The sequence below is a fragment of the Enterococcus sp. 9E7_DIV0242 genome, from assembly GCF_002140975.2.
Taxonomy (GTDB): Bacteria; Bacillota; Bacilli; order Lactobacillales; family Enterococcaceae; genus Enterococcus_L; species Enterococcus_L clewellii.
On the sequence record NZ_CP147247.1, the window covers coordinates 1,853,213 to 1,879,961 of the forward strand.

Annotated in this window: 24 protein-coding genes and 1 riboswitch; of the genes, 5 read left to right on the forward strand and 19 right to left on the reverse strand. The window is 40.1% G+C overall.

Annotated features, from left to right (window positions below; genetic code table 11):
* Nucleotides 1–235: 235 nt before the first annotated feature.
* Nucleotides 236–2,173 carry a threonine--tRNA ligase gene (thrS, locus tag A5888_RS08785; protein WP_086350218.1) on the reverse strand — a complete coding sequence of 646 codons (1,938 nt, stop codon included), beginning with the start codon at nucleotides 2,171–2,173 and terminating at the stop codon, nucleotides 236–238.
* Nucleotides 2,174–2,714: 541 nt separating this feature from the next.
* Here thrS and A5888_RS08790 point away from each other — a divergent pair.
* Together A5888_RS08790 and A5888_RS08795 are read left to right on the forward strand one after the other, a co-directional pair.
* Nucleotides 2,715–2,972, forward strand: a complete 258-nt coding sequence (locus A5888_RS08790) for a zinc-ribbon domain-containing protein (protein ID WP_086350066.1) — start codon at nucleotides 2,715–2,717, stop codon at nucleotides 2,970–2,972.
* A gap of 468 nt (nucleotides 2,973–3,440) precedes the next feature.
* The gene (locus tag A5888_RS08795) at nucleotides 3,441–4,061 is read left to right on the forward strand and encodes a CPBP family intramembrane glutamic endopeptidase (RefSeq protein ID WP_339102043.1); all 621 of its coding nucleotides are present in this window, start codon (nucleotides 3,441–3,443) and stop codon (nucleotides 4,059–4,061) included.
* A 289-nt stretch (nucleotides 4,062–4,350) separates the two neighbouring features.
* On the opposite strand, the gene A5888_RS08800 is transcribed toward A5888_RS08795, so the two are convergent.
* On the reverse strand, nucleotides 4,351–4,530 hold the full coding sequence (locus tag A5888_RS08800; RefSeq protein ID WP_086350065.1) for a 2-hydroxymuconate tautomerase: 180 nt from the start codon (nucleotides 4,528–4,530) through the stop codon (nucleotides 4,351–4,353).
* A gap of 194 nt (nucleotides 4,531–4,724) precedes the next feature.
* Nucleotides 4,725–6,197, reverse strand: coding sequence for a L,D-transpeptidase (locus A5888_RS08805; protein WP_086350064.1), 1,473 nt, complete (start codon nucleotides 6,195–6,197; stop codon nucleotides 4,725–4,727).
* 410 nt (nucleotides 6,198–6,607) lie between these two features.
* On the opposite strand from A5888_RS08805, the gene A5888_RS08810 reads away from it, so the two are divergent.
* Entirely contained in the window at nucleotides 6,608–7,189 is a 582-nt protein-coding gene (locus A5888_RS08810) for a YdcF family protein (RefSeq protein ID WP_086350063.1), read from the forward strand.
* Nucleotides 7,190–7,257: 68 nt separating this feature from the next.
* Here the strand turns inward: A5888_RS08810 and A5888_RS08815 are convergent, their stop codons facing one another.
* The 11 genes from A5888_RS08815 to A5888_RS08865 form a co-directional block, all read right to left on the reverse strand.
* Complete coding sequence (locus A5888_RS08815) at nucleotides 7,258–8,649, reverse strand: amino acid permease (RefSeq protein ID WP_086350062.1); 1,392 nt, start codon at nucleotides 8,647–8,649, stop codon at nucleotides 7,258–7,260.
* Nucleotides 8,650–9,108: 459 nt separating this feature from the next.
* On the reverse strand, nucleotides 9,109–9,315 hold the full coding sequence (locus tag A5888_RS08820) for a helix-turn-helix transcriptional regulator (protein WP_086350061.1): 207 nt from the start codon (nucleotides 9,313–9,315) through the stop codon (nucleotides 9,109–9,111).
* A 4-nt stretch (nucleotides 9,316–9,319) separates the two neighbouring features.
* Nucleotides 9,320–9,646, reverse strand: a complete 327-nt coding sequence (locus A5888_RS08825) for a DUF6442 family protein (protein ID WP_086350060.1) — start codon at nucleotides 9,644–9,646, stop codon at nucleotides 9,320–9,322.
* A 182-nt stretch (nucleotides 9,647–9,828) separates the two neighbouring features.
* On the reverse strand, nucleotides 9,829–10,857 hold the full coding sequence (gene sapS / locus A5888_RS08830) for a two-component system sensor histidine kinase SapS (protein WP_086350059.1): 1,029 nt from the start codon (nucleotides 10,855–10,857) through the stop codon (nucleotides 9,829–9,831).
* Between the two features lie 18 nt (nucleotides 10,858–10,875).
* The gene (gene sapR / locus A5888_RS08835; RefSeq protein WP_086350058.1) at nucleotides 10,876–11,550 is read right to left on the reverse strand and encodes a two-component system response regulator SapR; all 675 of its coding nucleotides are present in this window, start codon (nucleotides 11,548–11,550) and stop codon (nucleotides 10,876–10,878) included.
* 113 nt (nucleotides 11,551–11,663) lie between these two features.
* On the reverse strand, nucleotides 11,664–13,205 hold the full coding sequence (gene speD, locus A5888_RS08840) for an adenosylmethionine decarboxylase (protein ID WP_086350057.1): 1,542 nt from the start codon (nucleotides 13,203–13,205) through the stop codon (nucleotides 11,664–11,666).
* A gap of 519 nt (nucleotides 13,206–13,724) precedes the next feature.
* A complete protein-coding gene (locus A5888_RS08845; protein WP_086350056.1) occupies nucleotides 13,725–14,204 on the reverse strand; it encodes a TrmO family methyltransferase domain-containing protein in 480 nt (159 codons plus the stop codon).
* A gap of 48 nt (nucleotides 14,205–14,252) precedes the next feature.
* Nucleotides 14,253–15,080, reverse strand: coding sequence for a MerR family transcriptional regulator (locus A5888_RS08850; RefSeq protein WP_086350055.1), 828 nt, complete (start codon nucleotides 15,078–15,080; stop codon nucleotides 14,253–14,255).
* A gap of 25 nt (nucleotides 15,081–15,105) precedes the next feature.
* On the reverse strand, nucleotides 15,106–15,312 hold the full coding sequence (locus tag A5888_RS08855; RefSeq protein ID WP_086350054.1) for a hypothetical protein: 207 nt from the start codon (nucleotides 15,310–15,312) through the stop codon (nucleotides 15,106–15,108).
* A 121-nt stretch (nucleotides 15,313–15,433) separates the two neighbouring features.
* Nucleotides 15,434–16,558 (reverse strand): 3D domain-containing protein, encoded by a 1,125-nt coding sequence (locus A5888_RS08860; protein WP_249274514.1) that lies wholly within the window; start codon nucleotides 16,556–16,558, stop codon nucleotides 15,434–15,436.
* A 212-nt stretch (nucleotides 16,559–16,770) separates the two neighbouring features.
* Nucleotides 16,771–17,610: a putative ABC transporter permease gene (locus A5888_RS08865; protein WP_086350053.1), complete on the reverse strand. Its 840-nt coding sequence runs from the start codon at nucleotides 17,608–17,610 to the stop codon at nucleotides 16,771–16,773.
* A 204-nt stretch (nucleotides 17,611–17,814) separates the two neighbouring features.
* On the opposite strand from A5888_RS08865, the gene A5888_RS08870 reads away from it, so the two are divergent.
* Both A5888_RS08870 and A5888_RS08875 read left to right on the forward strand, forming a co-directional pair.
* The gene (locus A5888_RS08870) at nucleotides 17,815–19,551 is read left to right on the forward strand and encodes an ABC transporter ATP-binding protein (RefSeq protein ID WP_086350052.1); all 1,737 of its coding nucleotides are present in this window, start codon (nucleotides 17,815–17,817) and stop codon (nucleotides 19,549–19,551) included.
* Nucleotides 19,541–21,295 (forward strand): ABC transporter ATP-binding protein, encoded by a 1,755-nt coding sequence (locus A5888_RS08875; RefSeq protein ID WP_086350051.1) that lies wholly within the window; start codon nucleotides 19,541–19,543, stop codon nucleotides 21,293–21,295. Before A5888_RS08870 ends, A5888_RS08875 begins: the two co-directional genes overlap by 11 nt.
* Before the next feature lie 156 nt (nucleotides 21,296–21,451).
* Here the strand turns inward: A5888_RS08875 and A5888_RS08880 are convergent, their stop codons facing one another.
* The 5 genes from A5888_RS08880 to A5888_RS08900 all read right to left on the reverse strand — a co-directional run bounded on the left by A5888_RS08880 (nucleotide 21,452) and on the right by A5888_RS08900 (nucleotide 26,637).
* Nucleotides 21,452–21,994 carry a folate family ECF transporter S component gene (locus A5888_RS08880; RefSeq protein WP_086350050.1) on the reverse strand — a complete coding sequence of 181 codons (543 nt, stop codon included), beginning with the start codon at nucleotides 21,992–21,994 and terminating at the stop codon, nucleotides 21,452–21,454.
* Between the two features lie 35 nt (nucleotides 21,995–22,029).
* Nucleotides 22,030–22,125: riboswitch (THF riboswitch) on the reverse strand.
* 127 nt (nucleotides 22,126–22,252) lie between these two features.
* Entirely contained in the window at nucleotides 22,253–22,675 is a 423-nt protein-coding gene (gene mgsA / locus A5888_RS08885; protein ID WP_086350049.1) for a methylglyoxal synthase, read from the reverse strand.
* 82 nt (nucleotides 22,676–22,757) lie between these two features.
* Nucleotides 22,758–23,537, reverse strand: a complete 780-nt coding sequence (locus A5888_RS08890; protein ID WP_086350048.1) for an epoxyqueuosine reductase QueH — start codon at nucleotides 23,535–23,537, stop codon at nucleotides 22,758–22,760.
* Nucleotides 23,538–23,539: 2 nt separating this feature from the next.
* Nucleotides 23,540–24,322, reverse strand: coding sequence for a M15 family metallopeptidase (locus A5888_RS08895; RefSeq protein WP_170924840.1), 783 nt, complete (start codon nucleotides 24,320–24,322; stop codon nucleotides 23,540–23,542).
* Between the two features lie 362 nt (nucleotides 24,323–24,684).
* Nucleotides 24,685–26,637, reverse strand: coding sequence for a KUP/HAK/KT family potassium transporter (locus tag A5888_RS08900; RefSeq protein WP_086351184.1), 1,953 nt, complete (start codon nucleotides 26,635–26,637; stop codon nucleotides 24,685–24,687).
* Between the last annotated feature and the right edge of the window lie 112 nt (nucleotides 26,638–26,749).

The following is a 26,749-nucleotide window of genomic DNA, read 5'->3' on the forward strand; positions in this document are numbered from 1 at the left end:
TCTAACGAATAATGACAGAAAATCATAGAGGAAACAGCAGGTCTAAGCAAATATTTAAAATTTTTTTCTCAATTCAGCCTTTCTTTCTCTGACCATCAGAAAACAATGGGGCTCACCGTCTATTTTTAACGAAAAGAGGACATTAATAGAATAAGAGAAGGTCAATCATCACAAAGACGACTAACCTTCTCACTATACGCGACGAAATGAGCTATCCACTCGTCTCAATTCCAACCTAACGGCTGAAGTTTTGAACCTCTGACGCCATACTGTCAACAAAGATGTTCAGGTCTTCAACAGAAGTTTCTTTGCTTCCATAACGACGAACATTGACTGTTGCATCATCGGCTTCCTTATCCCCAACAACTAATTGGTAAGGAACCTTTTGTGTTTGTGAGGCACGAATTTTATACCCCATTTTTTCATTACGATCGTCAACTTCAACTCTCAACCCCTGTGCTTGCAAGCGTTCTTTGATTTCGTAAGCATACTCAGAGTGTGCTTCTACAGAAACTGGAATGATTGTTGCTTGAATAGGTGCCAACCATGTTGGGAAAGCCCCTTTATATACTTCTGTCAGGTAGGCAACAAAGCGTTCCATTGTAGAGACGATCCCTCTATGAATAACGACTGGACGATGTGTGTTTTCTCCATCATCACCTACATACGTAAGGTCAAACCGTTCTGGCAACAGGAAGTCCAATTGAATAGTAGATAATGTTTCTTCCATCCCCAGTGCTGTTTTTACTTGAACATCCAGTTTAGGACCGTAGAAAGCTGCTTCACCATCTGCTTCAAAGTACTCAAGCTCCATTTCATCCATTGCCGCTTTCAGCATTGTTTGTGCTTTTTCCCACATTGCATCATCATCAAAATACTTGTCTGTATTGTTTGGATCACGGTAGCTCAAGCGGAAACGGTAATCAGTAATATTGAAATCCGCATATACAGCAACCATCAATTCTAACGTACGTTTGAATTCGTCTTTGATTTGGTCCGGACGAACAAAGGTATGGCCATCGTTCAATGTCATTTCACGTACACGCTGCAGGCCGGAAAGAGCGCCTGATTTTTCATAACGGTGCATCATTCCTAACTCAGCAATACGAATTGGCAGCTCACGGTAGCTATGCACATCATTCTTATAGACCATCATGTGGTGCGGACAGTTCATTGGACGAAGTACCAGCATTTCTCCATCTCCCATGTCCATTGGTGGGAACATATCTTCATGGTAATGGTCCCAGTGTCCTGAAGTTTTATATAGATTAACGTCAGCCATGATCGGTGTATAGACATGCTGATAACCTAAGCTGATTTCCTTGTCTGTAATATAACGCTCAATGGTGCGGCGGATTGTCGCACCTTTTGGCAGCCAGAACGGTAATCCTGAACCAACCTCAGGAGAAATCATAAACAGATCCAGCTCTTTTCCAAGCTTGCGGTGGTCTCTTTCTTTTGCTTCTTCACGAAGCTTGATAAACTCTTTTAAATCTTTTTTATCGAAGAACGCTGTACCATAAATTCGCTGCATCATATGATTATCAGAGTTCCCTCTCCAATAAGCCCCTGCTACAGACAACAGCTTGAAGATCTGAATACGTCCAGTTGAAGGAACATGAACACCACGGCAAAGATCAACAAAATCGCCTTGATCATAGACAGTGATTACTTCATCCTCTGGAAGATCGCTGATCAGTTCAACTTTATAGGGATCATCTGCAAAAAGTTCCAATGCTTCTGCCTTTGATACAACCTTGCGAACGATTGGGTTGTTTTCTTTGACGATTTTCATCATCTCAGCCTCTATAGCTGGTAAATCCTCTACAGTGACAGGTGACTCCCCATTATCAGTATCGTAGTAAAAGCCGCTATCAATAGCAGGTCCTACTCCAAATTTGATAGTTGGAAATAGTCGGCGCAACGCGTTGGCCATCAAGTGGGCCGCCGAATGCCGTAAAATCCCCAGTGCGTCCTCATGATCTGGTGTGACGATTTCAATGGAACCATCTTCCTCAATGGGGCGAACCAAATCAACTAATTCTCCATTAAATTTTCCTGCTAAAGCTTTCTTAGCAAGGCTGTTACTGATTCCTTTGGCGATATCTAACGTAGAGATGCCCGCCTCATATTCTTTGACTGCGCCATCCGGAAATGTGATGTTGATTGACATATTCGTTATTCCTCCTCTGATTCTATTGATTGAAAAAACAATTCCTTTCTTGCCTTCACGTTCCATGTACCTTATCTGCTTCACTAGAATGATAACAGGAATATCAACGAATGAACATTAGCTAGAACTGGAAAACCCAAATAAAAAAAGTCCCAGTATCTATGACGAGATACTAGGACGAAAATTCGTGGTTCCACCTAATTTTGAACAAGACAAATAGTCGTTGTTCCTTGATCGTGATAACGGTACTGGCCGCCTTTGCTTCAACAAAGGTTTTGAAAGTGGTCATTCCCTGCGCCTTATCTGAAAAACTTTCAGCCTTGGTTTTTCTCTCTAAAAGATTGCTCTCAGGTTCAGTTGTCTTTCTCTTCAATCAATTATGTTCTAATTTAATCACTTCTGCTAAAAAAAAGCAAGTACTTCTCGGATAATTCTTTTAAACAATCCTTTCTGTTATTATTGAAACTTGCTTTGTTGTATTGATTGAAGGTGGGAAGTTTGCTATGCTAAAAATCTATAAAAAGGAAAAAGGAGATTACTTATGTTTATTGTTTGGGGATCACGAGGGTTTGAAAAGGATTTAGGAGAAACAGTTGTACGATGCACCTGTGGCAACTGCAACAATGACGTTGTCATGGAAGCAAAGCAAGTGGGCAGAAAGTTCACGCTTTTCTGGATACCGCTTTTCACAACCTCTTCTACTTATTACATGCTTTGTCCGATTTGCCACCACGGAAAAGAAATGACAAAAAATATGCTGGATCAATATTTAGTTGCTAACGCTGAAACTGCTGAATAGAAATATGAGTGCGTGGGATATAACTCCGTAAAAATAATAACTGGTTATGTCAATCGTTTTAAAACTGTAGCAAAAGTCTCTAAAAAGGGATGATGTCTACAGTTTTTGTTTTACACTTAATCTATAAAAATGAAGCACACCATCTGGATCACACATCTTACTATCCTTTACTGGGATACTGTTAACTCAAATTGAATTCGCTTAGTAGTTTGAACAAAGTTCAACTCTATTTTCTGTGTTACCATACACTTTGAAAGCCGCTCCACACACTGTACAATACTTAGCTCCAGCTATGTTTCCCCTTTCCATAAATCCCTTCCATTCTCAAAGACCATCATTTTTTGGACAATAAAAAATGCAATTGTACATGTTGAATTAAGAATTGATTAATACAAAATTAAGAATTGAATTAAGATATGCTTGATATAATAATTTTATCGATAACCTGTAGTTGAAAGGAGACTAAAAATGGACCAATTTATCAATCAATTAATTTCATCAATTTTCCAAGTGATATTTTTTGGACTTATCCCATTGTTTTGGTGGATAGTTTCTAGGAGATCAAATAACTCTTCGTTACTAGATTTCTTAGGTTTGAAAAAAATAAGTACAGAAAATAATTCCAGATTCGTTTCATTTTGTTTAATTGCACTAGTAGGATTTATGTTTGTAGGTTATTTTTCACTTATATCAGTTTCTGATCTCTCGATTTTAGCTAATAGCAAATTTACAGATATCTCTTTATGGAGTACTCTTTCTATTATTTTATACGCATTCGTTCAAACTGCACTATCTGAGGAAATATTTTTTCGCGGTTTTCTTGCGAAAAGATTGATTCATACATTCAATTATAGATTGGGAAACTTTATACAAGCGACATTGTTTGGTTTAACCCATTTCCTTATGTTAATAACTCAGAATGTACATTTTTGGACTCTAATTTTTGTAGGTATCATGACTGGAGTAATTGGCTACATCCTTTGCTATATAAACGAAAAATTGGCTGGCGGTTCACTTTTTCCAAGTTGGATCGTTCACGGAATCACTAATGTTGTTAGCACCTTATTTATCATTTTTTTACTTAACTAATCGCATATAAGATAATAAATCTTGGGTACAAAATACTCAAGTTTTTTACATCTAAAAACTATTTAAAAAGATAATTCTGTTAAAATATGACTTAATTGTGCCATTTACCGAAATAACAAAATAAGTTGGTTTGTACTATGATTTTAAACATAGGAACGCTCTTCTAATTTGATTGAGTTGCTACTTCCATTTTTGAAATAGTGGCATTTTGACAGAAAAAACGACAACGAATTCATTTTTCTTGATTCGTTGCCGTTTTCTATTTTTTATTTACATCCCAAACTCGTTCTTATTTTTTCCACTCTCCACCTTGTGCGTAACGGTCTTTCTTTAACTCATTGACGATTACATGGATGTTCTGCTCCGGAGCACCGGTATTTTTCGAAATTACTTGTGTAACTTCCTTGACCATATTCGTTAACTGTTCTTCACTGCGTCCCTCGATTAATTCAATGTGTACAAATGGCATCTTTTCTTCCTCCTTGCTTCCTATTCTTCATTCAGTATACACTACCTTAACACTCAATTGTTCTATCACCCCATTCACTTTCCAACAACCTTTTGATTGTCTTCAAATGAATTTTTTCGCCTTGAAAAAAATTACTGTTCTCAAAGAAAAACAGATTGAAGAACGTTCATCCTTCAATCTGTTACTTGTTTAAATTATACTGCCACACCATAATCTACAGGCTTATCGAATGCACCTGGCGCATCATCGTAAATTGTTCCATAGATAATGACTGGCATTCCTGGGTAGGAAGCCGCAAATATTTGTGCCATAGCATCGCCCGGTGTATTAATACATCCGTTACTTCCGAAAGTTGTCTTAAAAGCTTCTTTATTTCCAAAGTGTTCCAGTTTGTAGTCTGCATCGTGAATACCGATTTGAGTGACCACTCCGCCCATACTTAACAATGGCATCCAGTAGTTGACCGGCACACTGTAAGTTGAACCATCCAACATTGAGCCTTCAAGGTTTGTATTCGTATCCTTGTAAAGGATCGTATGGAATCCCGGTACAGTAGCTGTCCCTTTATTATAGCGACCTGTAATCACCGGTGTTTCCACCGTTTTAGCACCATTTTGGAAAAAATACATCATTTGATTATTCAAATCAATCTCAACATATGTTTGATTAACCACTGAAGACTGAGCGACATCGCCATCAATCACTGCTGTAACAGTTTCTTCCGCATTTGCACTCTCAACTGCCTGTGTGAGCAATGCAGTTGTTTCAGCAATATTGATCGACCAACCGTAGCTCCCATTATTTTGGTAACGTCTTGTTTCACCATGTACATTTGTAAATGTGATTGGTTGAGTGATAGAAGAATATTCCGGACTGATTTGTGTTAGCCAAGCTTCCACAGCTGCCGCATCCGCAACCCCTTCATTACTAAGGAAAGTTTGCAACGTTTCTTTGGGAATCTCTACTGTTTTATCACTGATCGCTACTGTAATTTTTTTATTTTCTTTCTGTGACAATGCCGTTAACTGATTAGCCAGTTCTTCACTATCCTTAAGAATCGCGGGCTTTTGATAGAAATCAGCAACATTGTAGGTATAATTCCCTGTATTTTGCTCAACATCAGCAAGAACCTTCTTCATTAGACTTTCTTTGTCAACTACGGTTCCGTACTGCTCAGCAACAATCTGAAATCCAGCGTCTCCACGTTCTATGTAGGCATCTTGACTCGGTGTTCCTTCCGCAAAGTTCAGTTCATTCAGCTTTGCTTCCAATTCTGTTTTAAAAGATTCATTGACTGGCAACTTAATTGATGCCTGCCCCATCTTCTCATCTAAAAATTCTTTCGTAACAGCATACTTTTCCGGTAAGTCGATCACCTGCTGCTCGCCATTAGCAGACTCAATGACTACCTGCTGTGTCTCATTGAGCTCTTCCAATTTCTTTTGCGCCGCATCAACGTTCATCCAGCCGATTTTTACGCCATTTGCTTCAGCTGTAGGTAAAAAATGAGACTGGAAAAATACATAGCCGACTACTAAAAATAACGTAAATACCATAACTGCAGCAAGCATGGGTATGTATATAGAACGACTCTTCTTATTTTTAGGTTGCTTGTTGTTTGACCGGGTGCTCCTTGTGTTCTGTGTGTTTAAATCTTTTTCTTCCATCTCATCGATCTTCCTTTTTATTTTTTATACTGTTTCAACCAACTCGTGCCCTTACTATTTCATTCTACAAAATAGATAATTTCTATAACTAGACATTTTCCTATTTTACCACAGATAGTTGGGTTATCGTAGGCTTTCTTTAGGAATTTTAAGAATCTCTATGGAAAAATAGTGAAAAGTGTGCCTCTTTACCTTGAAATACTACCTTCAATCATATAGGAATCGTCAAATGTTTACTACTAATTTGCTTCTGTCATTCCTTCAAAAAAAGTGTGTTTTATGCAGTTCTTTTTGTCTTAATAAGTTTAACAATAGCTAAATTTGGTTAAAAATTATTTAAAGTAGCAAGATATAAAAATAATTGGCTTCTTAATCCTCTAAACTATATACTGAGAGAAAGAAGGGGTCGAATGAAGAAAATGATGAAATTGTTGGTTGTTTTGATTGGAGTTGGCATCCTGTATGCTGCCTCGATGCTCTTTTTGATTGTACAAGGAACAAAGGAGGCACCTGCTGATAATCCAGATACTTTATTGATACTTGGTGCACAGGTACGCGGAACAAGTGAAGGGAATGCATACCCCAGTAGTGTGCTGAAAGAACGATTAAACGAAGCAATACATTTTATTGAAGAAAACCCACAAGCAACAATTATTGTTTGTGGCGGTCAAGGAAAGGATGAGCCTGATTCAGAAGCTAATGTGATGGCAAACTACCTGATTCAGCATCATGTCGATCCAACAAAAATTCTCAAAGAAGACCTATCCACAAGCACTAAAGAAAATATCTCAAATGCAATGGAAAAAACCAACCTCGGAAAAACAGTGATCGTTACAAGTGATTTTCATATTTATCGCTCAAAGCTTTTAGCACGACGCTTAGGGCTTAACGATATCAGTGGCTTACCGGCACAGTCAAACACATCTGTAACAGCAAACATGTACAGCCGAGAAATACTTGCCCTCGGTTTTGCTATGATTTTTTCTTGGTGACAAAGAGGTTGGGTTTAAATACAAATTGAGCGTAGGATTTGAGTTCTATCCTACGCTCAGCTTATTTATTATTTTTGATCTAGCTTATTCAAGTTACTATGACGATAGCCATACGCAAAATAAATAATAAAGCCAACAACCAGTGCCCCAGCAAATACTCGCCATGTTGCTGCTTGCAATTGCAGCATAAGTGCGCCACTTACCAATACTAAGACAAGTGGTAGGACAGGAACAAGAGGGAAACGAAATTCTTCTTTTTTCGGTTCTCCAAACATGCTTCTCAAGCGAATGATCCCAAATCCCATGAAGATCAAATACATCAACGTTACAATATTTGTCAGCTCTGCCAAAAGGTTTAGTGGAAAGAATCCGGCAAATAACATAGAGGCAATGCCAGCTACATAGGTTGCATTTTTAGGTGTCCGTCGTTTTGGATCGATTTTACTCATAAATTTAGGCAACAATCCATCTTTACTGATTGCATAAATGATTCGAGCCAGACTGTACATCATAGCAATCGTTACGGTCAGAAGCGTCAAAATTGCCCCTACAGAGATAATACCGGCAACTGCATCCTTTTCAACAAAACGCATAGCAAAAGCAACCGGGTCCTTCACTCCAAGAGATGTATAAGGAACGATCCCAGTCAGAATCAACGTCACCACAATATAAAGAATTGTTGCGATCAGAATCGACCCAATGATTCCTCTTGGTATATCTCGTTGTGGATTTTTTACTTCCTCTGCGGCCATACTTACCGCGTCAAAGCCAAGAAATGCAAAAAATACAATTGCTGCTCCGCTGATTACACCAGAGAAACCAAATGGCATGAATGGCTGCCAATTAGATGGTTTTACATAGAATATACCTACAAGAATAAACAAGAGAATAATCCCAAATTTCACATAAACCATTAGGTTATTTAAGCGCAATGCCGTCTTCGCTTCCAATGATACCCAGAACGTGACAAATATCAGAACAAGCACTGCAATTAAATCAACGAAAGTGCCTTCTGACGCATTGTACGCCCCGCTCAATATTTTGGGTAGTTCAACTCCCATGCTACTAAGGAAGCCTTGAACATACCCCGACCATCCCGAAGCAACAGATGAAACGGCTAAGAAAAACTCGCAGATAACTAGCCAACCGGTCATCCAAGCAACGATTTCTCCAAAAACGACATACATATAAGCGTAAGGTCCGCCTAATACCGGAATTCTTGAAGCAAATTCCGCATAACATAATCCCGAAAGAATGATTGCTCCAGCTGCGACTAAAAACGAAAGGGTCAACGCCGGCCCCGCCGTTTCATTGGCAGCTACGCCTGTAATGACAAAAATCCCAGTTCCAACAACCGCACCAATCCCCAGCATGATCAGATCGCTGGTCTTTAACTCCTTTTTCATTCCACTGCTGTCAGCCGTGGGCGCTGACAACGCTTTTCTTCTAAAAATAGACATGATATCCTCCAAAAATAATTTTGCATTCCCATATATCCCATAAGATAAGATCAACTTTAGTCACTCGCTGTTTTCTACCTTAATGCCACTCGACAATCAAATAGACAAACCCAAAAAAATGACCGACATCCAGCAGACCATACCTGAGATGAAGTCATTTCTGAACAAGAGTTGTCCAGCTTCTGTCAAATATATTCCTCCAACAGTCTAACAATAAACTGGCATGATGTACAATAAAAATATGATAAGTATTTACACACTAACTTTCGTTTCTTTCGTCGAAACCCTTCCATAGTCTCAGCCTGCCAATTTACTTTTTCGTTACCCGCCAATCTCAATAGCAATGAATCTGTATAGCTTAAAATACCTGAAAAAGATCAAAACAGTGTGCCACTTCAGCGCATGCTTTGATCCTTCCTTCGATATATTTATATGCTATCCTCTTCCTCTATAGCCCAATTAAAAATAGAACAACTCCTCAAATTTCTTTTCTAACGCAATACAAAGAATCAATGCCAGCTTCGCTGTTGGATTGAACTGACCTGTTTCAATGGAACTGATCGTATTTCTGGAAACACCAACAAGCTCCGCCAATTGCGCCTGCGATAGCTTGTTTTCTTTGCGTGCTTTCTTCAAATGGTTTTTAAGAATCAATTCTTCATTCATACCCTCACCAACTCTTGATAAAATAGGAAGCTAACAAACCTAACCCGATAATAAAACAAACAATGACTGTCTTTGTCGGCTTTTGCTTCTTATCTGCTAAACGTGCCATACCGTATAAATTAGCAGGGAAATATAGCCAAACCATAGCCAAAACCAAATTAAGCTCTGTCACCCGCCATTTTAAAAGTGTATAAATCATCAATAGAACTGCCAGAACGCTGAAAACCAAGGCCCCATATCTGGCTCCCTCCAGTACCTGTTGCTGTTCAACTCCTTCTCTTTGATTTTCTTTTGAATGTCGTGCTCTGTGTAATAGCTCCTCTTTATTCATTGTGTTTTCTCCTTTACTTTCTATTGGTACTAAGATCTTATCCAAAAATACCAAGTTTACTTGTCAAAACAAGTATAACATGCCAAGTTTTGTTGTCAATGCTTTTTTTGACAACAAAACTTGGCAATAAAATAGGACTGCTTATCTGTCTCACCTCAGATAAGCAGCCCCTTTTTTCTTTATCAACCTCTTGATTCTTGATAATAGCTAATGACTGGGAAAAACAACTGGACAGTCGTTCCTTCTCCCTGTTCAGATACAACCGTCAGCTGGTGCCCCAGTTTATCAGACAGGCTTTTTGCCAGATAAAGTCCTAAACCGGTAGAGTGCTGTTCGCTTAATCGCCCATTTTCTCCAGTGAATCCTTTATCAAAAATCCTTTGAAGGTCCTTTTTAGGAATTCCTATTCCTGAATCGCTAAGCGCCAAAGCCACTCCCTCTTTATTTTTCGACAGCTGGATATTGATTTCTCCACCAACTGGGGTATACTTTACCGCATTGCTCAATAGTTGCTTCAAAATAAACTCCAACCACTTGCCATCTGTAAGAACCATTTGATTTTCACCTGTCAGAGAGAAACGAATATTTTTCTGGATGAAATAATTGGCTTGTGTTTTTACCACAGATTGGATGAGTTTTTTCAATGAATATTCCTGAATCAAATAATCCCTGGAGAAACTGTCCAGTCTTGAATAGTAAAGAACCTGTTCAACATGTTCATCGATTTTTACCAGTTCATTTTCTGTTTGATAATAGGCCTCATCAGAGATATCATCCTCCATAGAACCTAGAAGCAAGTGAAGTGCCGCTAAAGGAACCTTGATTTCATGGACCCAGGAATCAATGTAGTCTTTATAAGCTTCTTGATTATCGATCACCTGCTCCATCATCTTATTATGTTCTATTAACAGACCATTAACATACTCCTGTACCAGCTTTTCATCTGCTCGAGACGCATTTTTCAGATACTGGTCTAGCATAGGAGGTTGAGCAGTAAGGTCTAGGCCCTTCCACCATCTTTTTTTCAGCAGAAAATCAATGACCAAAACCATTGTCAGCAGCAGAAAGCCCAACAACAATAAATAGCTGATTGATGAAAGGCTAAGATGTAATGTGGGAGACAGCCATAAAATCAAGCTAGTCAACCCCATGAACAGCACCCAACCGGAGATAATGAGCCATTGATCTTTTAAATATTTCCAAAATGCCATATCTGTCTCCTAACTCGCCTAAGGAACAATATATCCTTGCCCCACCTTGGTTTCTATATACCCATTGATACCTGCCTGCTCGATTTTTTTCCTTAATCGATTGATATTCACAGTCAATGTATTATCATCAACAAACCGTTCATCCTCCCAAAGGGAACGTAACAGCTTTTCTCTTGTCAAAATCTTTCCATGCTTTTTCATCAGTAAATACAATAGGCGGTACTCATTTTTACTCAAATCGATGGTCTCTCCCGCGATCTCCATGTTTCCATTATCTAAGTTCAACGTAATTCCATTGTGCTCCATGGTCTCATTTCCAGGTTCAGAATAATTATACGACCGTCGCAACAGCGCATTGATCTTCGCAACCAGCACATCTAGCTGAAACGGCTTCGTCACAAAATCATCTGCCCCCATATTCATCGCCATAATCATATCCATGTTTGTATTTCGACTGGAAATAAAGATGATAGGCACCTTCGATACTTCTCTGATTTTCTGACACCAATAATACCCATCATACACAGGTAGATTGATATCCAACAGAATTAGCTGGGGTTCTTCATTTTGAAAATCTTCAAACACTTGATGAAAGTCTGTCGTACCAACTACTGTCATCTCCCATTTTTCCAACTCCTTCATGATCAAGCTGCGAATCGTTGCTTCGTCTTCAACGATCATGATTTTCGCCATATAATCTCCTCCATTATTCTTCTATATCCCATTTTACATTATCAGAAATCTCCCGTCATTTATATAGGTCTTTCAGCCGATTTTCTCCTCAGTCCATTTAGCAAAGCTATCACTTAACTTATGTTCTGTGTTCTTTCTCCTCGATCAATCTTTCGATAGCTCATTCCTTCCGCTTCAAATAAATCAGCCACTACAGAAATAAACTGTTCGTTCGATGACAACTCTTGACATACAAATAAATCAACTGCCGCGTACCGTTCCTCCGGCCATGTATGGATCGTAAGATGTGATTCCGCTAAAATCACGACCCCACTGACTCCCCATGGCTCAAATTGGTGGAAGTGATGTGTCACAGCAGTCAGCTCACAGACCTCCACGATTTGAAGCATCGCTTGTTCGACGGATAGAACTGATTTTAGCCTGTGTTCTGGGCAATTTTTTAACTCGATCAGATAATGCTCCCCTAAAGGCTGTTTCTCTTTCATAATAGCCGATGGTCCACGAGCAATTCGCAAAAAGTGCGCGCCTTTACATTTTGGACAGTGCCTCGCTTTTAAGTGCTCAATCGTTTTGAATGATTCATTCAGACCTACCAGGTATTGTGTTTGACAGGCATGACACTGATACACGGTACTTCGAGGATTCCGCTCGCCTGTGTAAATAACCTCGTGATAAGGTTTGTCCGCCAAAATACCTGCATAACTATCGTTTTGTGTCGACAGTTCGTAGAGGGTACTGACGCTCCCGAGTATTGAAGCGCCTATATAGTGATTAAATTTTACTTTTATTTGATTGACAATAAGATTCTGTATGCTAAATAATTGTTGAACAGCTAGTTGACTATCCGGATCTTTTTCACCAAAGGATAAATAGATTTTACTTTCACCAAGCTTACTACACGAAACAGCTCGTGATAAGAAGAGTGCTAAGCCTGATTGTGTATAGGGTGGATCAACAAAAATATAATTAAACTGGTGGTCAAATAATTGTGCCGATCCTTGACGAAAGTCTACCTGATGACACGTTAAGCCAATAGCCAATTTTTTTGCAGTCGTCTCAAGACAATGAATAATTGGTTCAGAAAGCTCATATACAGTAAGAGCTGCAAGTGGTTCAGCAGATGCACGCTGAAGCTTTTTCATGAGTAAACCGATTGCCAATGAGGTCAAATCATCATCCCCCAATAGCAATACACGTTTTCCCACAAAATCATGGTTTTCTAGAAGTAAAAAGGCTCGTTCAACAATCGTTTCAATCGTGGCAAACGCTTGATCATAGGCCACTTCGACTGTCGGTCGTTTTTCTATCCCTTCCTCTAACTCATTGACCAGTTCTGTTCTCAATGCTTCTCGTACTTCTGATGAATCCAGTATTCGAAGATAGTATGCGGTATTGATTGTTGCCCAGCCCAGCCGCTGTTCAACATAAAGCCTACCTTTTCTTGTTAAAACCGGTCCTTGCTGCTCAGAAACAAGCCCTAATTGACCTAGCTCTTTTTTGATAGCAGCTATTATTGGAAGCGGAAGATTCACTTTCCTTCCAAGTTGTTTCGTTGACAGCCGCTTTCGTAAATAGAGTTCGATCAATAATTGATCGACTACTTTTTCTGACTCTTTCAATGCTGTTCGTTCTTTGATAATTTTTGCTATATTCATTTTTTTCGGTTCCGCCTTATGCGTTGAACCCGTCCATCCCTTCGATTTTTACTTTCGATGAAATGACTATCTACACTAGTTTAATGAGTTATCTACAATTCTCGTGATGATTGAAAAGACATGGCATATGAAGAAGCTTTTTCTCAAAAGTCACTCCAATTTCAACAGAAAAAGAGCCCAGGATTTTCTCTGTCCCAGACTCTTTCAATACGATTCATTATCACTACATAAAGTAAGTGTACCTGAATTATCTTGAGGATGTAAGAATATCTATAGACACACCAAATAAACAATTGTTTTTTTGGTTATTAAATTAGTCTAGATAGATACCGTCACACTGCTCAAAAAGCACACCTCAGCTATTTTTTATTTTCACTTACTTAACTCAAAATAATTTCCAGTTCACTATAGCATACTGGTTTGTGCAACGCAATAACGGTTTACACAACAGAGAATATCTTTTCCGTTTTTACCATATGAAACCAGATACATAGCTCTTTTTATCATTGGCCATTGGCTTTAAAAATTAAACTCCTTCGACCAATCAAACGCCTCTGAACTTTCTACATTCTTTGGCCAATGAGCGCTCCACTCAGGAACGATCGGCACTTCGACACGATCTTCACTAGGCGTATAGGGCTTCAAATCCAGTAATGGGCTGCCATTCTCCGCATCAATAGACACGATTTGAATTCTACCAATTGCTTCATCCAACGTAACTATTTTCACTGTAGATACGGCTAGAAGATTCGGACGAACAGGTGCTCGCGTTGCAAAAACACCTAATATCTCCGGCGCTTTCTTATAAGGGCTGGCTACTTGCAGGATATCCCTCATTTCCGGCAGATCCATTCCATCCAACCAATAAATCGCTTTGAGATGACTGAATCCCGCCACCCCCTCCAATGCTTCGATATACTTAGGTAACAACTGAATGTAGCTCTCTGTCTCATTTTTTTCAATGTAACCAATTGTCTGTAACGTAAATGTTTGTTCCATATCCATCCCTCCTGTACTAACAGGATAAACGCTCTCACGATGTGAGGGTCAAGAGATTTTTTTTATCGGTATTTGAATCTCAGTTAGATAATTATTCGGGTCCGTTTCTGTATCTGGACCACGGTGACTGACTTGTCGGGAAAGCTCAAGCATCTCATAATCATCATTTTCAGCCAGCCAGTTGGCAAATTGATGATAGGCTTCTTTGATATTGTCGTACGGACCGATGACAAAAATCGACGCAACCAATGAAATACGTTCTGTCTGATAACAGGTCAGCGGCTTCTTAACTGGTGCCACTTGCTTGACCTTTAAACAAATTTCAATATCTACGCCTTCTTCTCGATAACACGCATCATGAAATACAGTAAAATTATCCGGTGTTTGCTTGATATAATCCAGCTGTTCTCCCTTTAAAAGTGTACCAAACTCCTGCCACAATTCGCCCTCATGGTAATAGGTAGGAATCACTTTTCGAAGGCTGACAATTGCCTCACTAGGTAAGGCTCGAAAAATCACATGGATATTCGTCTCCTTCGGTTTTTCTATCCGTTCAATCGTCTTCGCAAGCTGTAACAAACGTCGTTGTTCCTCAAGAATGTCACGTTCAATCTGCCGATACTTCTTCTTTAATCGTTCTTGAAAATAATCGTCCGTCAACTCATCTGTGATCAACTCTTTGATTTCAGCCGTTGAAAACTTTAAATTCTTCAGTAAAATAATTTTTTGTAATTTAGAAAGCTGACTGACATGATAGAAACGATAGCCCGTTTCCTGATCGACTTTGGCAGGTGGAAGCAAGCCTTGCTCATCATAATACCTGAGCATTCGTACCGATACCTGAGATAGCTTTGAAAACTCTCCAATTTTAAACATTCTTTCAACTCCAATAATTGTTATTTCAGAGCATTGCGCCTTGCTCGATCAAGACGGCAAAGACAACTAATGCACTATCCAGCAGCAGAATCAGCATATTGATACCGAAAATAATAGCCCATTTTTCAAGCCCTTGTATCTCTTTTTTTTTCTTAAAAAAACGATAAAGAAGGAAATTCCCTCCATAAGTCACACTAAATAGCAAAACGATCACTTCTAATCCAATAATCATAATTCGTACGCTCCATTTATCTTCTTCTCTTCATTTTAAATGAAAAAGGGCTACTCTTAAACTATTTGTTTATCCAAAAAAGACAAAAAATGAGACAGAGCAAGCTCTGTCTCGATTGTTTTTATTGAACCACAACTCTTACGTTGTGACGGCGTCCCCATTGACGACATTGTTCAACTGAGTTGAAATGAACATCAATGATATGCCCTTTGATTGCACCACCCGTATCACCGGCCACTGCAAAACCATAGCCTTCTACCTCTACCAATTTACCAAGAGGTATGACACTTGGATCAACAGCTATCACATTACTTTGAACGCGTAAGTCGATGCCAATGGCTGTAATATATCCTGAACCTACCTCATTGAATGAATAGGCTGTAGACTCCATATACATAACCTGTCCGCTTCCAGCACTGCCACCACTATTTCCCGAGTTTCCAGGAGCAGATGGTTCAACAGTAGAAGGTTCTGAAGGTTGAACTTCTTCTGCAGTGTTAGCCTCAGCTTCGGCTGCTGCATTCGCTTCAGCACTTAGCCGTTGTTGCTCTTTAGCGGCTGCTTCGGCTGCTTTCGCTTCTTCATCCAAACGTGTCTGTTCAGCAATTTTTTTATTCGTAATCAACTGCAAGGTTTCATCATTGTTCGCTAGCTCTTGTTTCAGCGCTGCGACTTCGATATCCATCGACTGTGCTTCTTCTTGAAGCTTTTCCTGATTCACCTGAAGTTCGGCCTGCGTTGTTTTGATCGTCTCCTGAAGCTCGTTCAGTTTCTCTTTCTCAGCAGCCAGGCTCTCGATTTTTTCTTTCTCAGCGTTTTGTAAAATCGTCATCGCATACGCTCTGTTGAAGAAGTCTGAAAGACTTTCTGCTTCAAGCAACGCTTGCCATGTCCGCGTTTCTCCGTTCAATTGGATCGTTTTCATCCGCTCACCAATCGCATCTTTACGACGATCGATATTTTCCTCTGTTACAATAATCTCTGCTTCAGAGCTTTCAATCGTCTCTTCTGCACTGGCGATATCTCCCTTTAACTTTTCAATCTCAGCATATTTTTCATTAACTTCCGTCAATGCTGTATCAATATTTTGATTAAGAATTTGTCCCAATTCTGTCGCTTGTTGTTCTTCATTTTCCAAAGAATCTAGTGACTCCGCACGAGCAATAACAGAAGGGAAGGCCAGATTTAATAAGATGATTGCCGATAGTAATGGCATCAGCTTTTTAATTCCCACTGAATCCAACACCTTTCCTATAATAAATCCTAACTCTAACTATTATACTAATCTTAGGAGTTTATTTTGTTTCAGTCACGTTACAAATTATTACGTTTTAAAGAAAACTTAAGAAAGTCTGTAATATTGATCTGTATCTATTTGGGCAAAATACTCAGCATATGGAAAGAATTTATTCAATAAACTGCCGTCTTCTTCCTATATAATACACGAAATTCTATCTGTTACATTTTCTTTCTTTTTTCTTTAAACGATGTAACCAGTCGTTTCACGCTTTCCGGATTTTCTAATCCTCTCAAACTCAATTTAGGATAGTTTTTGATCCAACGACGTTGACTGAAGTTCAGACGTTGCAACCGCTGACTCACCGCACTGTTGCTTTTCAGTTCATCTAAAAAGGCTTGCTGCTTGGCTGTCCGCTCCCCAATTTCCTGTTCCAAGGTCTGCTTCCATTCTTCCCACTCCGCTTTCAGCGTTTCGCTTCTTTCCGTCACATTTTCTGATAGTTCCTTGGCTCTCGTTTCAAGAAGATCATTGACCTCCTTAGTGATACGCTGAAAGGCCTGCATATTCGTCACAGTATAGACCAAATCTACGAGTAGTATTACAGAGAGCAAAGTCGGCAACACCCAATGAAATTGGTTGACTAGATATTCCGACACCACTTGAATTCTCGGGTGAATAACTTTGACAATCAATACGCAGGCAATTCCCCAAAATGCTGAAACCGGCAAAGCAATTCTTCCATTTAAATTTAGTGGAACATCTTTATAATCCCACCAAGACGCATGAAACATCTTTTCCAACGCATAACTGGTCAAGTATTCCAGCACGCTGACAAGCACTGCCGAAGAAAAATAGAGCAACACTAGATTATTTTTGAGCGGCTCCAGAAAATAAAGAACCCCCAAGATACCAAAACCATAGATTGGGCAATAGGGGCCTGTCAAAAAACCTCTATACACAAATCGTCCTGCATTGATTGAACAATAGATTGTTTCCCACACCCAACCAATAAATGAATAAATAAAAAATAACAGAATAAGTTCTGACCATTGATCCATTCTCTCCACAATCCCTTCTTTTCGTTCTGCTATACAACAGTGGAAACAGCAAAATGAACTGCCTACTCTCTCCTATAAAAAATAGAACCTATCTGCTGTATGCCAATATTCCTATCCATTGTAGCAAATAAGTGACCAGAAAAGCGAGCAACTTTAATTGCGGGAAAATTTGAGATACAATAGAACAGATAAAGGGGGAAAACGATGTTTCATTTATTGGTTTATGCAAAAAAATACAAAAAACAAATTATTCTAGGACCATTTTTCAAATTTCTTGAAGCCTGTTTCGAACTGGTGCTTCCTTTGATGATGGCTCGACTAGTGGATAACGGGATTCAAGCTAACGATACCAATTACGTGTTGAAAATGGCTGGATGGATGGTTCTTATGTCGTTGATCGGCTTACTCTGCGTGATGATTTGCCAATATTACTCATCAATCGCTTCACAAGGATTTGGGACAGAGTTGCGCAATCAGCTAATCAAAAAAATCAATACCTTCTCCCACGCAGAGCTGAATGATTTCGGTACAGATACCTTGATCACACGTACAACGAATGACATCAATCAGCTACAGTTGGCATTAGCCATGCTGATACGATTGGTAATCCGTGCCCCATTCTTAAGTATCGGCTCAGTAGTCATGGCCTTTTATATCGACACACAGGCAGGTCTGCTCTTTCTTTTCCTATTACCTGTTTTCTGTCTGATCTTATTCATTATTATTCGACTAACAGTTCCCTTATATAAACGAATACAAGGAATGATCGACAAACTGAACCTACAACTAAGTCAGAATTTGAGTGGTGTTCGTGTTATTCGTGCCTTCGCCCGAAAAAACACTGAAATCAAACAAGTTGACCAAACAACCGATGAGTTGGCAGCTGTCTACCTTCGGGTTTCCAAAATTTCCGCTTTTTTGACACCTGCAACGACGCTGATCATGAATGCCGGAATCATTTTTCTTCTATATATCACTGGTTGGAAGGTTTCCATTGGTTCATTACAACAAGGAGAAGTTTTGGCATTGATCAATTACATGAACCAAATGCTGTTAGCATTGATCGTCGTCTCTAATCTGGTACTGATTTTTACTCGAGCCTCTGCTTCAGCAGCCAGAGTCAATGAGGTTTTGTCTGTCACTTCAAGCATCACGACAAGCAATCAAACAGAGTTGCCATCGGAAACAGCAAAGGAAACGAGCGGCATTATTTTTGAAGATGTCTCTTTCCGTTATCAACCAGATGCCGGACTTACGTTGAAATCTATCAATCTGCACATTCCTAAAGGCAGTATACTGGGAATCACTGGAGCAACCGGTAGTGGGAAAAGTACCTTGACACAATTGATTCCACGCTTTTATGACACATCAGAGGGGAGAGTGATCGTTGATGGTCTGGATGTACGCAGTTGGCCACTGGACGAATTACGCCGAAAAATCTCCATGGTTCCTCAAACACCGGTCCTTTTTTCCGGTACAATTCGAGAAAATCTTCAATGGGGAAAAGAAGATGCTAACGATGAGGACTGTTGGGAAGCATTGGAAATTGCCCAATGCAAAGAGTTTGTAGAGGCTTTGGAAGACGGGTTGGACACACCGATTTACGAAGGCGGGAAAAATTTTTCCGGCGGTCAGAAACAACGGCTGACAATTGCTCGTGCATTGATTGCCAAACCTGCTATTCTTGTTTTAGATGACTCACTTAGCGCATTGGATTATCAAACAGACCTCAATCTACGCACTGCTTTAAATGAACGATTAGGTGAAACGACCCTACTCGTGATTTCACAGCGTATCAGCTCGATTCGTCATGCGCAGCAAATACTCGTTTTAGAGGAGGGACGAACAGTTGGTCTTGGTACACATGATCAGTTGATGCATTCTTCTCCTCAATATCAGGAAATCGTTCATTCTCAGGAGGACTCAGACTATGATGAATAAACCAACAACTCGTTCATTCAAAAAGTTCCTCCCTTACCTACTTCGTTATCGACTGGAATTGGTTCTTTCACTCCTACTCGGTGTAGTCAGCGGCCTCACCACTGTTTGGATGACTTACGCTGTCGGAAAAGCGGTCGACACAATGCTTGGAGCCGATCAGGTTGATTTTACTCAGCTTTATGCCATTCTTGGACTACTTGCCGGAATCTTGGTTGTAACGGTTATCAGTCAGTGGTTCATCCAGCTGCTAGGAAATCGCTTGTCCTATCTCTCTGTCGCACAGTTGCGGAAGGATACTTTTTCTAAACTGAATCAGCTACCATTAAACTACTATGATCAGCACTCCCATGGCGATATCATCAGTCGCTTTACCAACGATATGGATAATATTTCCAGTGCAGGAACGGTTGTCTTTAATCAGTTGTTTTCAGGAGCTGCGGTAGTTATTATTGCATTTATCTTTATGGTTCGACTTAGCTTTACACTGACACTTGTTGTTTTGATTACGACACCGATCATCTTTCTTGTCAATTGGCTTGTGGCCACTGCTTCTCAGAGGAATTTTGCAGAGCAGCAAAAAATTGTCGGAACGATCTCAGGCTTCGTCTCAGAAATGATCGGTAATCAAAAAATCGTCAAAGCCTTTCAGCGAGAACAGGTTGTTCAACAGCAATTTGAAACAATGAATCAGGAGCTATATGTACAAGGTCAGAAGGCACAGTTTTCTTCGTCTTTAACCAATCCGCTCTCTCGGTTTATCGATCATCTTTCCTATATCGCTATCGGTTTAGTAGGTGGATTGCTTATTTTGACAGGCAATCCAGCAGTTACAGTCGGAATCATTTCCAGCTTTACGATCTATGCCACTCAGTTTACGAAGCCATTCATTGAACTGTCCGGAATGATCACCCAAATCCAGACTGCATTAGCTGGAATCGAGAGGACCTTCGAAATTCTCGAGCAAGAACCAGAGCTACCTGATCCAGCACAAGCCTTTGTACTCAACGATATCTCCGGTACAGTGACCTTTGATCATGTTTCTTTTTCCTATGTACCAACAAAGCCACTGATTGAAGAGTTTACTTTAACCGTTGAAGCTGGCGAGACCCTCGCAATCGTGGGTAAAACCGGCGCCGGAAAATCCACTTTAGTCAATCTGCTGATGCGCTTTTATGATGTCGATGAAGGATCGATCCTTATCGATGAGCATCCCATCAATACCATAACTCGAGACAGCCTGCGAAAAAGCTTTGGTATGGTTCTACAAGATACATGGCTCTTTGATGGCACGATTCGCGATAATTTAATCTATGGAAATAGTGACGCAACAGATGAAATGATTCTACAGGCATTAAAGAAGACGCACACTGCAGAATTTATCCAGCGACTCCCGAAAGGTCTCGATACAGAAATCGGTAGTCAAGGGATTAAAATCTCTGAAGGACAACGACAGCTTTTAACAATTGCCCGAACGATGATCAGCAATCCACCTATGTTGATTCTCGACGAAGCGACAAGCTCTGTTGATACGTTGACAGAGAAGCACATTCAATCGGCTTTTCTGGAAATCATGAAGGGACGAACCAGCTTTGTTATTGCTCATCGTCTTTCAACAATCAAGAATGCGGATAAAATTCTAGTAATGGAACAAGGGAAAATCGTTGAAATAGGAACACATACTTCCTTGCTCGCTTTACCGAACGGCCACTATCGAGCACTCTACGAAGCACAATTTGAGCAATAAGAGATTGGGTCAAGCGCTTAGCTTCAAGCAACACACCGAAAGAGTTGCCTTGTGAACCCCATTTTATTTGATTTCAAGGGATTCAGGCATAGTTATACTACAGTCTTTTAACAAAAAGAGGTACATTCCGGGGATGGCGGAATGTACCTCTTTTTTCTATTTATTATGAATGGGTGTTAATTTACTCAACAATTGCTTATACGGTAGTTTTTGTCCCATGTAGTAGGTAACAACTACCTGAATCGGTAAGAATATTGCACTTTTAATGATGCGGGGAATCCACCACGCAACGATTTTCAGGTCTACACCATACATCAACCCTAACCATAAAGGTGTCAAAAATAGATGAACGATGATTGTCACGAGTAATGTAGCCATGGTAACCCGAAACCAAGTAAGCTCCTTCTTGTAATAGAAAAAACCGTAAATCGCACCTGTAATAAACGCGTTCAGCGTAAATCCAGGGAAATAAGCACCGGTTTTCGGAAAAAGGATCACACCGACACCATCAGCGATCGCACTGCCGATTCCAGTCCAGAAGGGCCCGAATAGAAGTCCCATCAAGGACTCCGGTATAAAAGTAAAACTGATTCTGAGAAACTGTGTTTCATAAGAAAAGAAACGTGTAAAGACAACGATTACCGCAATCAGTAATGCCAATACAGTCAGCTTCCTTGTTTCTAAAACTCTTTTTTTCATTCCTAGCATCTCCTTTAAGAGCTGCTACAAGTCAATGCAGCGAATGCGAAAATAAAACCGCGGATTTCTCCTTCGTCCACAGGGCGACATCCCATCCCCGTAGCACTTAACGCTTTATCTTCTACTCTGTATTTATTTTTAGGCAACTAAGCCTAAAAGGACTATAGCACAGACTCTACTTAAAGGCAATTGGAGACTTATCTATTAAAGCGCTTCATTCATAATTTTCTCTTCATAGAATGAAAAAACCGGTTTCTCCTATAGAGAAATCGGCCGATTGTCTGTTTCATGTATCACTTCTCGAAAATCCACAAACCCTGCTTCAAGTCCTCGAAGTAAAATCTCAGCTGTTCCGATATTCGTTGCTAACGGAATCTCGTAAACATCACTAAGGCGAATCAACGCATTGACATCTGGTTCATGTGGCTGCGAAGCTAGTGGATCACGTAGAAAAATAACCATATCTATCTTGTCCTCGGAAATCATTGCGCCAATCTGCTGATCTCCGCCAAGCGGGCCTGACTTAAAACGATGAACAGAAAGTCCTGTAGCCTCAGTAATTCTCAATCCCGTCGTCCCTGTTGCAAAAAGCTCGTGCTTCTCCAAAATAGGTAGATACGCCAACGCCATTTTTACCATCAACTCTTTTTTTCGATCATGAGCAATCAATGCAATTTTCATATTCTAACACCCTTCCTTTCTTTCATGCGTCATACTGTCACCATATCATGGCACCAATACTCCCAAGCTGTATCTAAAGGAGCTATTGGTTCCCCACTTTTTTAGAAAAAGGCACAACTCCCTCTTCATCCGCTAAGCTACTCTCCCGATTAGCTAAAAAGCTGGTCGCATCCTTGTTCATTTGCTTCAAATCAACCCCTTGCTTTTGTGCAGCAAATAAACAGCCGCAGTAGCACTGGCGATAGATATCATACTCTTTACACAGCTCGATCGAGCGCTTATACCCGTTATTCTTTTTAAAATCTCCCGGCAAATAATTGGTCTTGTAAAATTTCTGGATATCAATTCCGAGGGTATTGATCAGCTGACTATTTTTCTTCGGTGACAACGTCAAGGCACTGCCAAAGTAATCATAGCTCAACTCCTGCGCCTTCTCCGCTACAAGATCCAATCGCAACTGAAAACAAGAGGTACAACGCTTGCCACCTTCCGGCTCATCAGAAAGTCCCTTTTCCTGCACGATTTTCATAAACTGATTCGGCTCATAAGGTGCTTCTAAAAAGCCCACTTGCTTGCCGGTTTTCTCATTAAAATCCGTGACAAATTGCTGCTGAACCAGCGCACGTCTTTGATACTCAGAACGTGGATGGATATTAGAATTGGCAAAGTAAATCGTCACATCTGCATATTCGGTCAGATACTCCAATGTGTAGGTGCTACACGGAGCACAGCAGCTATGCAGTAAAATCGTCGGTCGAACCTCCTGCTGTTCCCACATCGCAATCATTTTCTTCAGCACACGATCATAATTAATCTTTTGATTGCCTGCCATTTTATCTGTAATCTCGGTTAAATTATACATATCTACGGTTCCTCATTATAGTCTCCGCCTTCAACACCAAGGTATTCTTCCAGCGTGACCTTTTGCTCATAAATTTTTTGGGCATCTTTTTTTCCTACATAGCGAACATGCCAAGCTTCTGCCATGTAACCAGTGATTGCTTCTTGTCCTTCTTTATAGCGAACAATAAATCCGTAGCGATGTGCATTTTCTGCTATCCAATCAGCTTCTGTTTTTGTACTGACAAGCTCTCCGGCAGTGTCTATAAAATCAAAAGCCAGACCAGTCTGATGCTCGGAATAGCCTGGGCGTGAAGAGTAGCGTTCTGCTTCCGATTTCCCATCATCTGCTACATAATTCTGATAAAGAGCTTCTTGATCTGAATAGCTCCGATAACCACTGTACTCCGCAACTATGTTCAACCCAGAATCTCTCATTTCTTTATTCATTTGTTTGAAGGCAGTTACAGCCTCTTTATTTTCTCCCGGATCGTACGACTCCGGAAGCGGGTAGCGCTTATTTACAATAATGATTCCTTTGATCATCATCGGCTCCTCCATCGTCTGAGGCGTAACGTCTTTTGCTGCTGTTTTTTCTTCTTTTGGTGTTTCTTCTGTCGTCGCGGTTTCTTCTTCAGACGTATCAGCTGTTGCAATAATCGTTGCATCACTCGTTGTCGTAGAAGAAACGTTTTCTATCGTACTTGCAAGCTTTCTCTGGTTGTTTTCATAATAGAAAAAGGAAAGCAAAAGCAACGCAATGGCCACCACGCTGAGTTTCAAATATCGTTTATTTCCTCTACCCATCTCTATTCCGCCTGTTCTATATAAAATAATTATCATTTAATCATTTTTTGATCTTTTTCTATTATACTGATAAAAATCTATTCTGGCGACTCAAAACCGAAAATCCAAAAAGAACTTAAGAATTCATCCTAACAAAAATTCTCCGCTCGACAGGCAAAGAGTAAGGAAATCATAGGCGATATACAAGCTCACTCAAAAAAGAAGGGGCTGTGACATCAACATGTCCCAGTCCCTTAAAATTGGATAAACGGTGTTCCAAAAGTAACTTCTTCGCTTTATTGCCTGAAGCTGACCATCTCTGTCACAACCTCTTCCTCTAAATAAAAATCTATGAAAGCGTTGCTTGGGCGCTCGTTCCCTAGTTATTCAAGCTCTTCATGCTTTCGTTCAATCAGATGTGTTTTTCTAGTGGTTCCGATAATCAATGGAACAGACTCATATTTCACATCGCTGTATTCCAGACCAAACCAGTTTTCAGGTAAAATCGTCATCTTCTTGATTGCAAGCTTCATCTGCATAACCTGACGGTCCCATTTCTTCAATTCAGTCACTTTAGACAATTCCTCGCGAATCAAGATAAACTGGAAGTCCCCCACTTCACGCCCTGGCGTGATCGTATATTTCTGCGGCTGCTTCGGCAATCTGCCTTCCTTCATCAAATCATGGACGATTTGACGCAGATAGACATTGACCTCCTGAGAAACTCTGAATCCTAGATAAAGCTGGACTTGAACAATAAAATCTGTTCCCATCATATCTATAGAGTACTCTTTAGTAAACGGTTCATCCGTCACCTCTACATTGACAAACCAATAAACTTTAGCACGCTTTGGACGTTTATCTAAAATAGAATACATGACAGCACGTCCAATTTCATCACTGATCAGATCAGGTGTCATGAAGACAACATTCGTCTGATAATACGGAATACCCTGATCATCTCGGAGTCTATCTAATTGATCGATATAATCTCTAATCGGTACAGTATCTGAGGTTTTCTCTTTGATAAGATTGCCCCATTCCCAAATCGTCATGATTGCCAAAATCAACAAGGCAATTCCTACGGCTACATAACCACCATGGAAAAATTTTGCAATACTGGAAACAAAGAATACTGTTTCAATACTTGCAAAAAACAAAGTAATCAAGTAAACAAACAATTTTGGCATCCCTCGTTGCTTCAAGAAGAACATCAATAGAACGGTTGTCATCAGCATCGTTACCGTGATAGACAGACCATACGCAGCCTCCATATGAGAGGATGTTCTAAAACCAATAACAATAGCAGAACAAGCCAACCAAAGAATAAGATTTAATACAGGAATATACATTTGCCCAATATTTGTTCCCGGATAAATAATTCTCATTCTAGGCAGAAGCTTCAGCTTGATGGCTTCTGAAACAAGAGTAAACGAACCAGAAATCAAGGCCTGTGATGCAATGACCGCCGCCAACGTTGCAAAAATAACACTGAATAAGGTAAATGATTCAGGAATCATTTGAAAGAATGGATTCAACGATTCGATGCCTTCAATGGCAGGATTTCCTTTTGATTCCAATATCCAAGCCGCTTGTCCCAGGTAATTGAGCAGAAGGCAAATCTTCACATACGGCCAACTGAATCGAATATTTTTCTTACCCACATGCCCTAAATCTGAGTACAAAGCTTCGGCCCCGGTAGTTGCCAAAAAGACATTTCCCAGAATAAAAATCCCCAGATGGTTTTCAGAACTGAATAGCAGTTCAATCGCATAATATGGGTTCAACGCCCGAATCACTGTCCAATCCTGACTGAAATTAATCAGCCCCATAAGCCCTAAAAAGCTGAACCAGAGGAACATGATCGGTCCAAAAGCTTTCCCTACAGCATCTGTCCCAAATCGCTGAACAGAAAACAGGATCAAAATAATGACTAGCGTAATCCATACAATAATATTTTGATTCATGCCGAATTTATCAAAAAACAGCGGAATCCCTCGCAGCCCTTCTATTGCAGTTGTGACGGTTACTGCCGGTGTCAACACACCATCCGCCAACAGTGCTGCACCTCCGATCATTGCCGGGATAATCAAGTACTTCCCACTTTTTCTTACTAAGGTGTAAAGAGAGAAAATCCCGCCTTCACCATGGTTATCTGCATTTAATGCAATCATGACATATTTAACGGTCGTCAGAATCGTCAATGTCCAGAAAATCAAGGAGACAGCCCCTATGATAAAATTCTCCGACACCGCTGAAAGTCCGCCATTATCACCGACAATGGCCTTCATTACATAAAGTGGACTTGTTCCGATATCTCCGTAAACAACCCCCATTGCTACCAATACACCCGCAGCAGTTAGTTTGCGGTGATTGTTGGAAGCCTTAAACTGCTTAGTCACTATTCTCTCCTCCTACAGAAAAATCAAAGATATTGAAACAAAAAAT

Coding starts and splice junctions, on each gene's coding strand:
- thrS (WP_086350218.1), bottom strand. CDS start 2,173: ATGTCAATCAACATCACATTTCCGGATGGCGCAGTCAAAGAATATGAG.
- A5888_RS08790 (WP_086350066.1), top strand. CDS start 2,715: ATGTTTATTGTTTGGGGATCACGAGGGTTTGAAAAGGATTTAGGAGAA.
- A5888_RS08795 (WP_339102043.1), top strand. CDS start 3,441: ATGGACCAATTTATCAATCAATTAATTTCATCAATTTTCCAAGTGATA.
- A5888_RS08800 (WP_086350065.1), bottom strand. CDS start 4,530: ATGCCATTTGTACACATTGAATTAATCGAGGGACGCAGTGAAGAACAG.
- A5888_RS08805 (WP_086350064.1), bottom strand. CDS start 6,197: ATGGAAGAAAAAGATTTAAACACACAGAACACAAGGAGCACCCGGTCA.
- A5888_RS08810 (WP_086350063.1), top strand. CDS start 6,608: ATGAAGAAAATGATGAAATTGTTGGTTGTTTTGATTGGAGTTGGCATC.
- A5888_RS08815 (WP_086350062.1), bottom strand. CDS start 8,649: ATGTCTATTTTTAGAAGAAAAGCGTTGTCAGCGCCCACGGCTGACAGC.
- A5888_RS08820 (WP_086350061.1), bottom strand. CDS start 9,315: ATGAATGAAGAATTGATTCTTAAAAACCATTTGAAGAAAGCACGCAAA.
- A5888_RS08825 (WP_086350060.1), bottom strand. CDS start 9,646: ATGAATAAAGAGGAGCTATTACACAGAGCACGACATTCAAAAGAAAAT.
- sapS (WP_086350059.1), bottom strand. CDS start 10,857: ATGGCATTTTGGAAATATTTAAAAGATCAATGGCTCATTATCTCCGGT.
- sapR (WP_086350058.1), bottom strand. CDS start 11,550: ATGGCGAAAATCATGATCGTTGAAGACGAAGCAACGATTCGCAGCTTG.
- speD (WP_086350057.1), bottom strand. CDS start 13,205: ATGAATATAGCAAAAATTATCAAAGAACGAACAGCATTGAAAGAGTCA.
- A5888_RS08845 (WP_086350056.1), bottom strand. CDS start 14,204: ATGGAACAAACATTTACGTTACAGACAATTGGTTACATTGAAAAAAAT.
- A5888_RS08850 (WP_086350055.1), bottom strand. CDS start 15,080: ATGTTTAAAATTGGAGAGTTTTCAAAGCTATCTCAGGTATCGGTACGA.
- A5888_RS08855 (WP_086350054.1), bottom strand. CDS start 15,312: ATGATTATTGGATTAGAAGTGATCGTTTTGCTATTTAGTGTGACTTAT.
- A5888_RS08865 (WP_086350053.1), bottom strand. CDS start 17,610: ATGGATCAATGGTCAGAACTTATTCTGTTATTTTTTATTTATTCATTT.
- A5888_RS08870 (WP_086350052.1), top strand. CDS start 17,815: ATGTTTCATTTATTGGTTTATGCAAAAAAATACAAAAAACAAATTATT.
- A5888_RS08875 (WP_086350051.1), top strand. CDS start 19,541: ATGATGAATAAACCAACAACTCGTTCATTCAAAAAGTTCCTCCCTTAC.
- A5888_RS08880 (WP_086350050.1), bottom strand. CDS start 21,994: ATGAAAAAAAGAGTTTTAGAAACAAGGAAGCTGACTGTATTGGCATTA.
- mgsA (WP_086350049.1), bottom strand. CDS start 22,675: ATGAAAATTGCATTGATTGCTCATGATCGAAAAAAAGAGTTGATGGTA.
- A5888_RS08890 (WP_086350048.1), bottom strand. CDS start 23,537: ATGTATAATTTAACCGAGATTACAGATAAAATGGCAGGCAATCAAAAG.
- A5888_RS08895 (WP_170924840.1), bottom strand. CDS start 24,322: ATGGGTAGAGGAAATAAACGATATTTGAAACTCAGCGTGGTGGCCATT.
- A5888_RS08900 (WP_086351184.1), bottom strand. CDS start 26,637: ATGGGGGTTGTTTACGGAGATATCGGAACAAGTCCACTTTATGTAATG.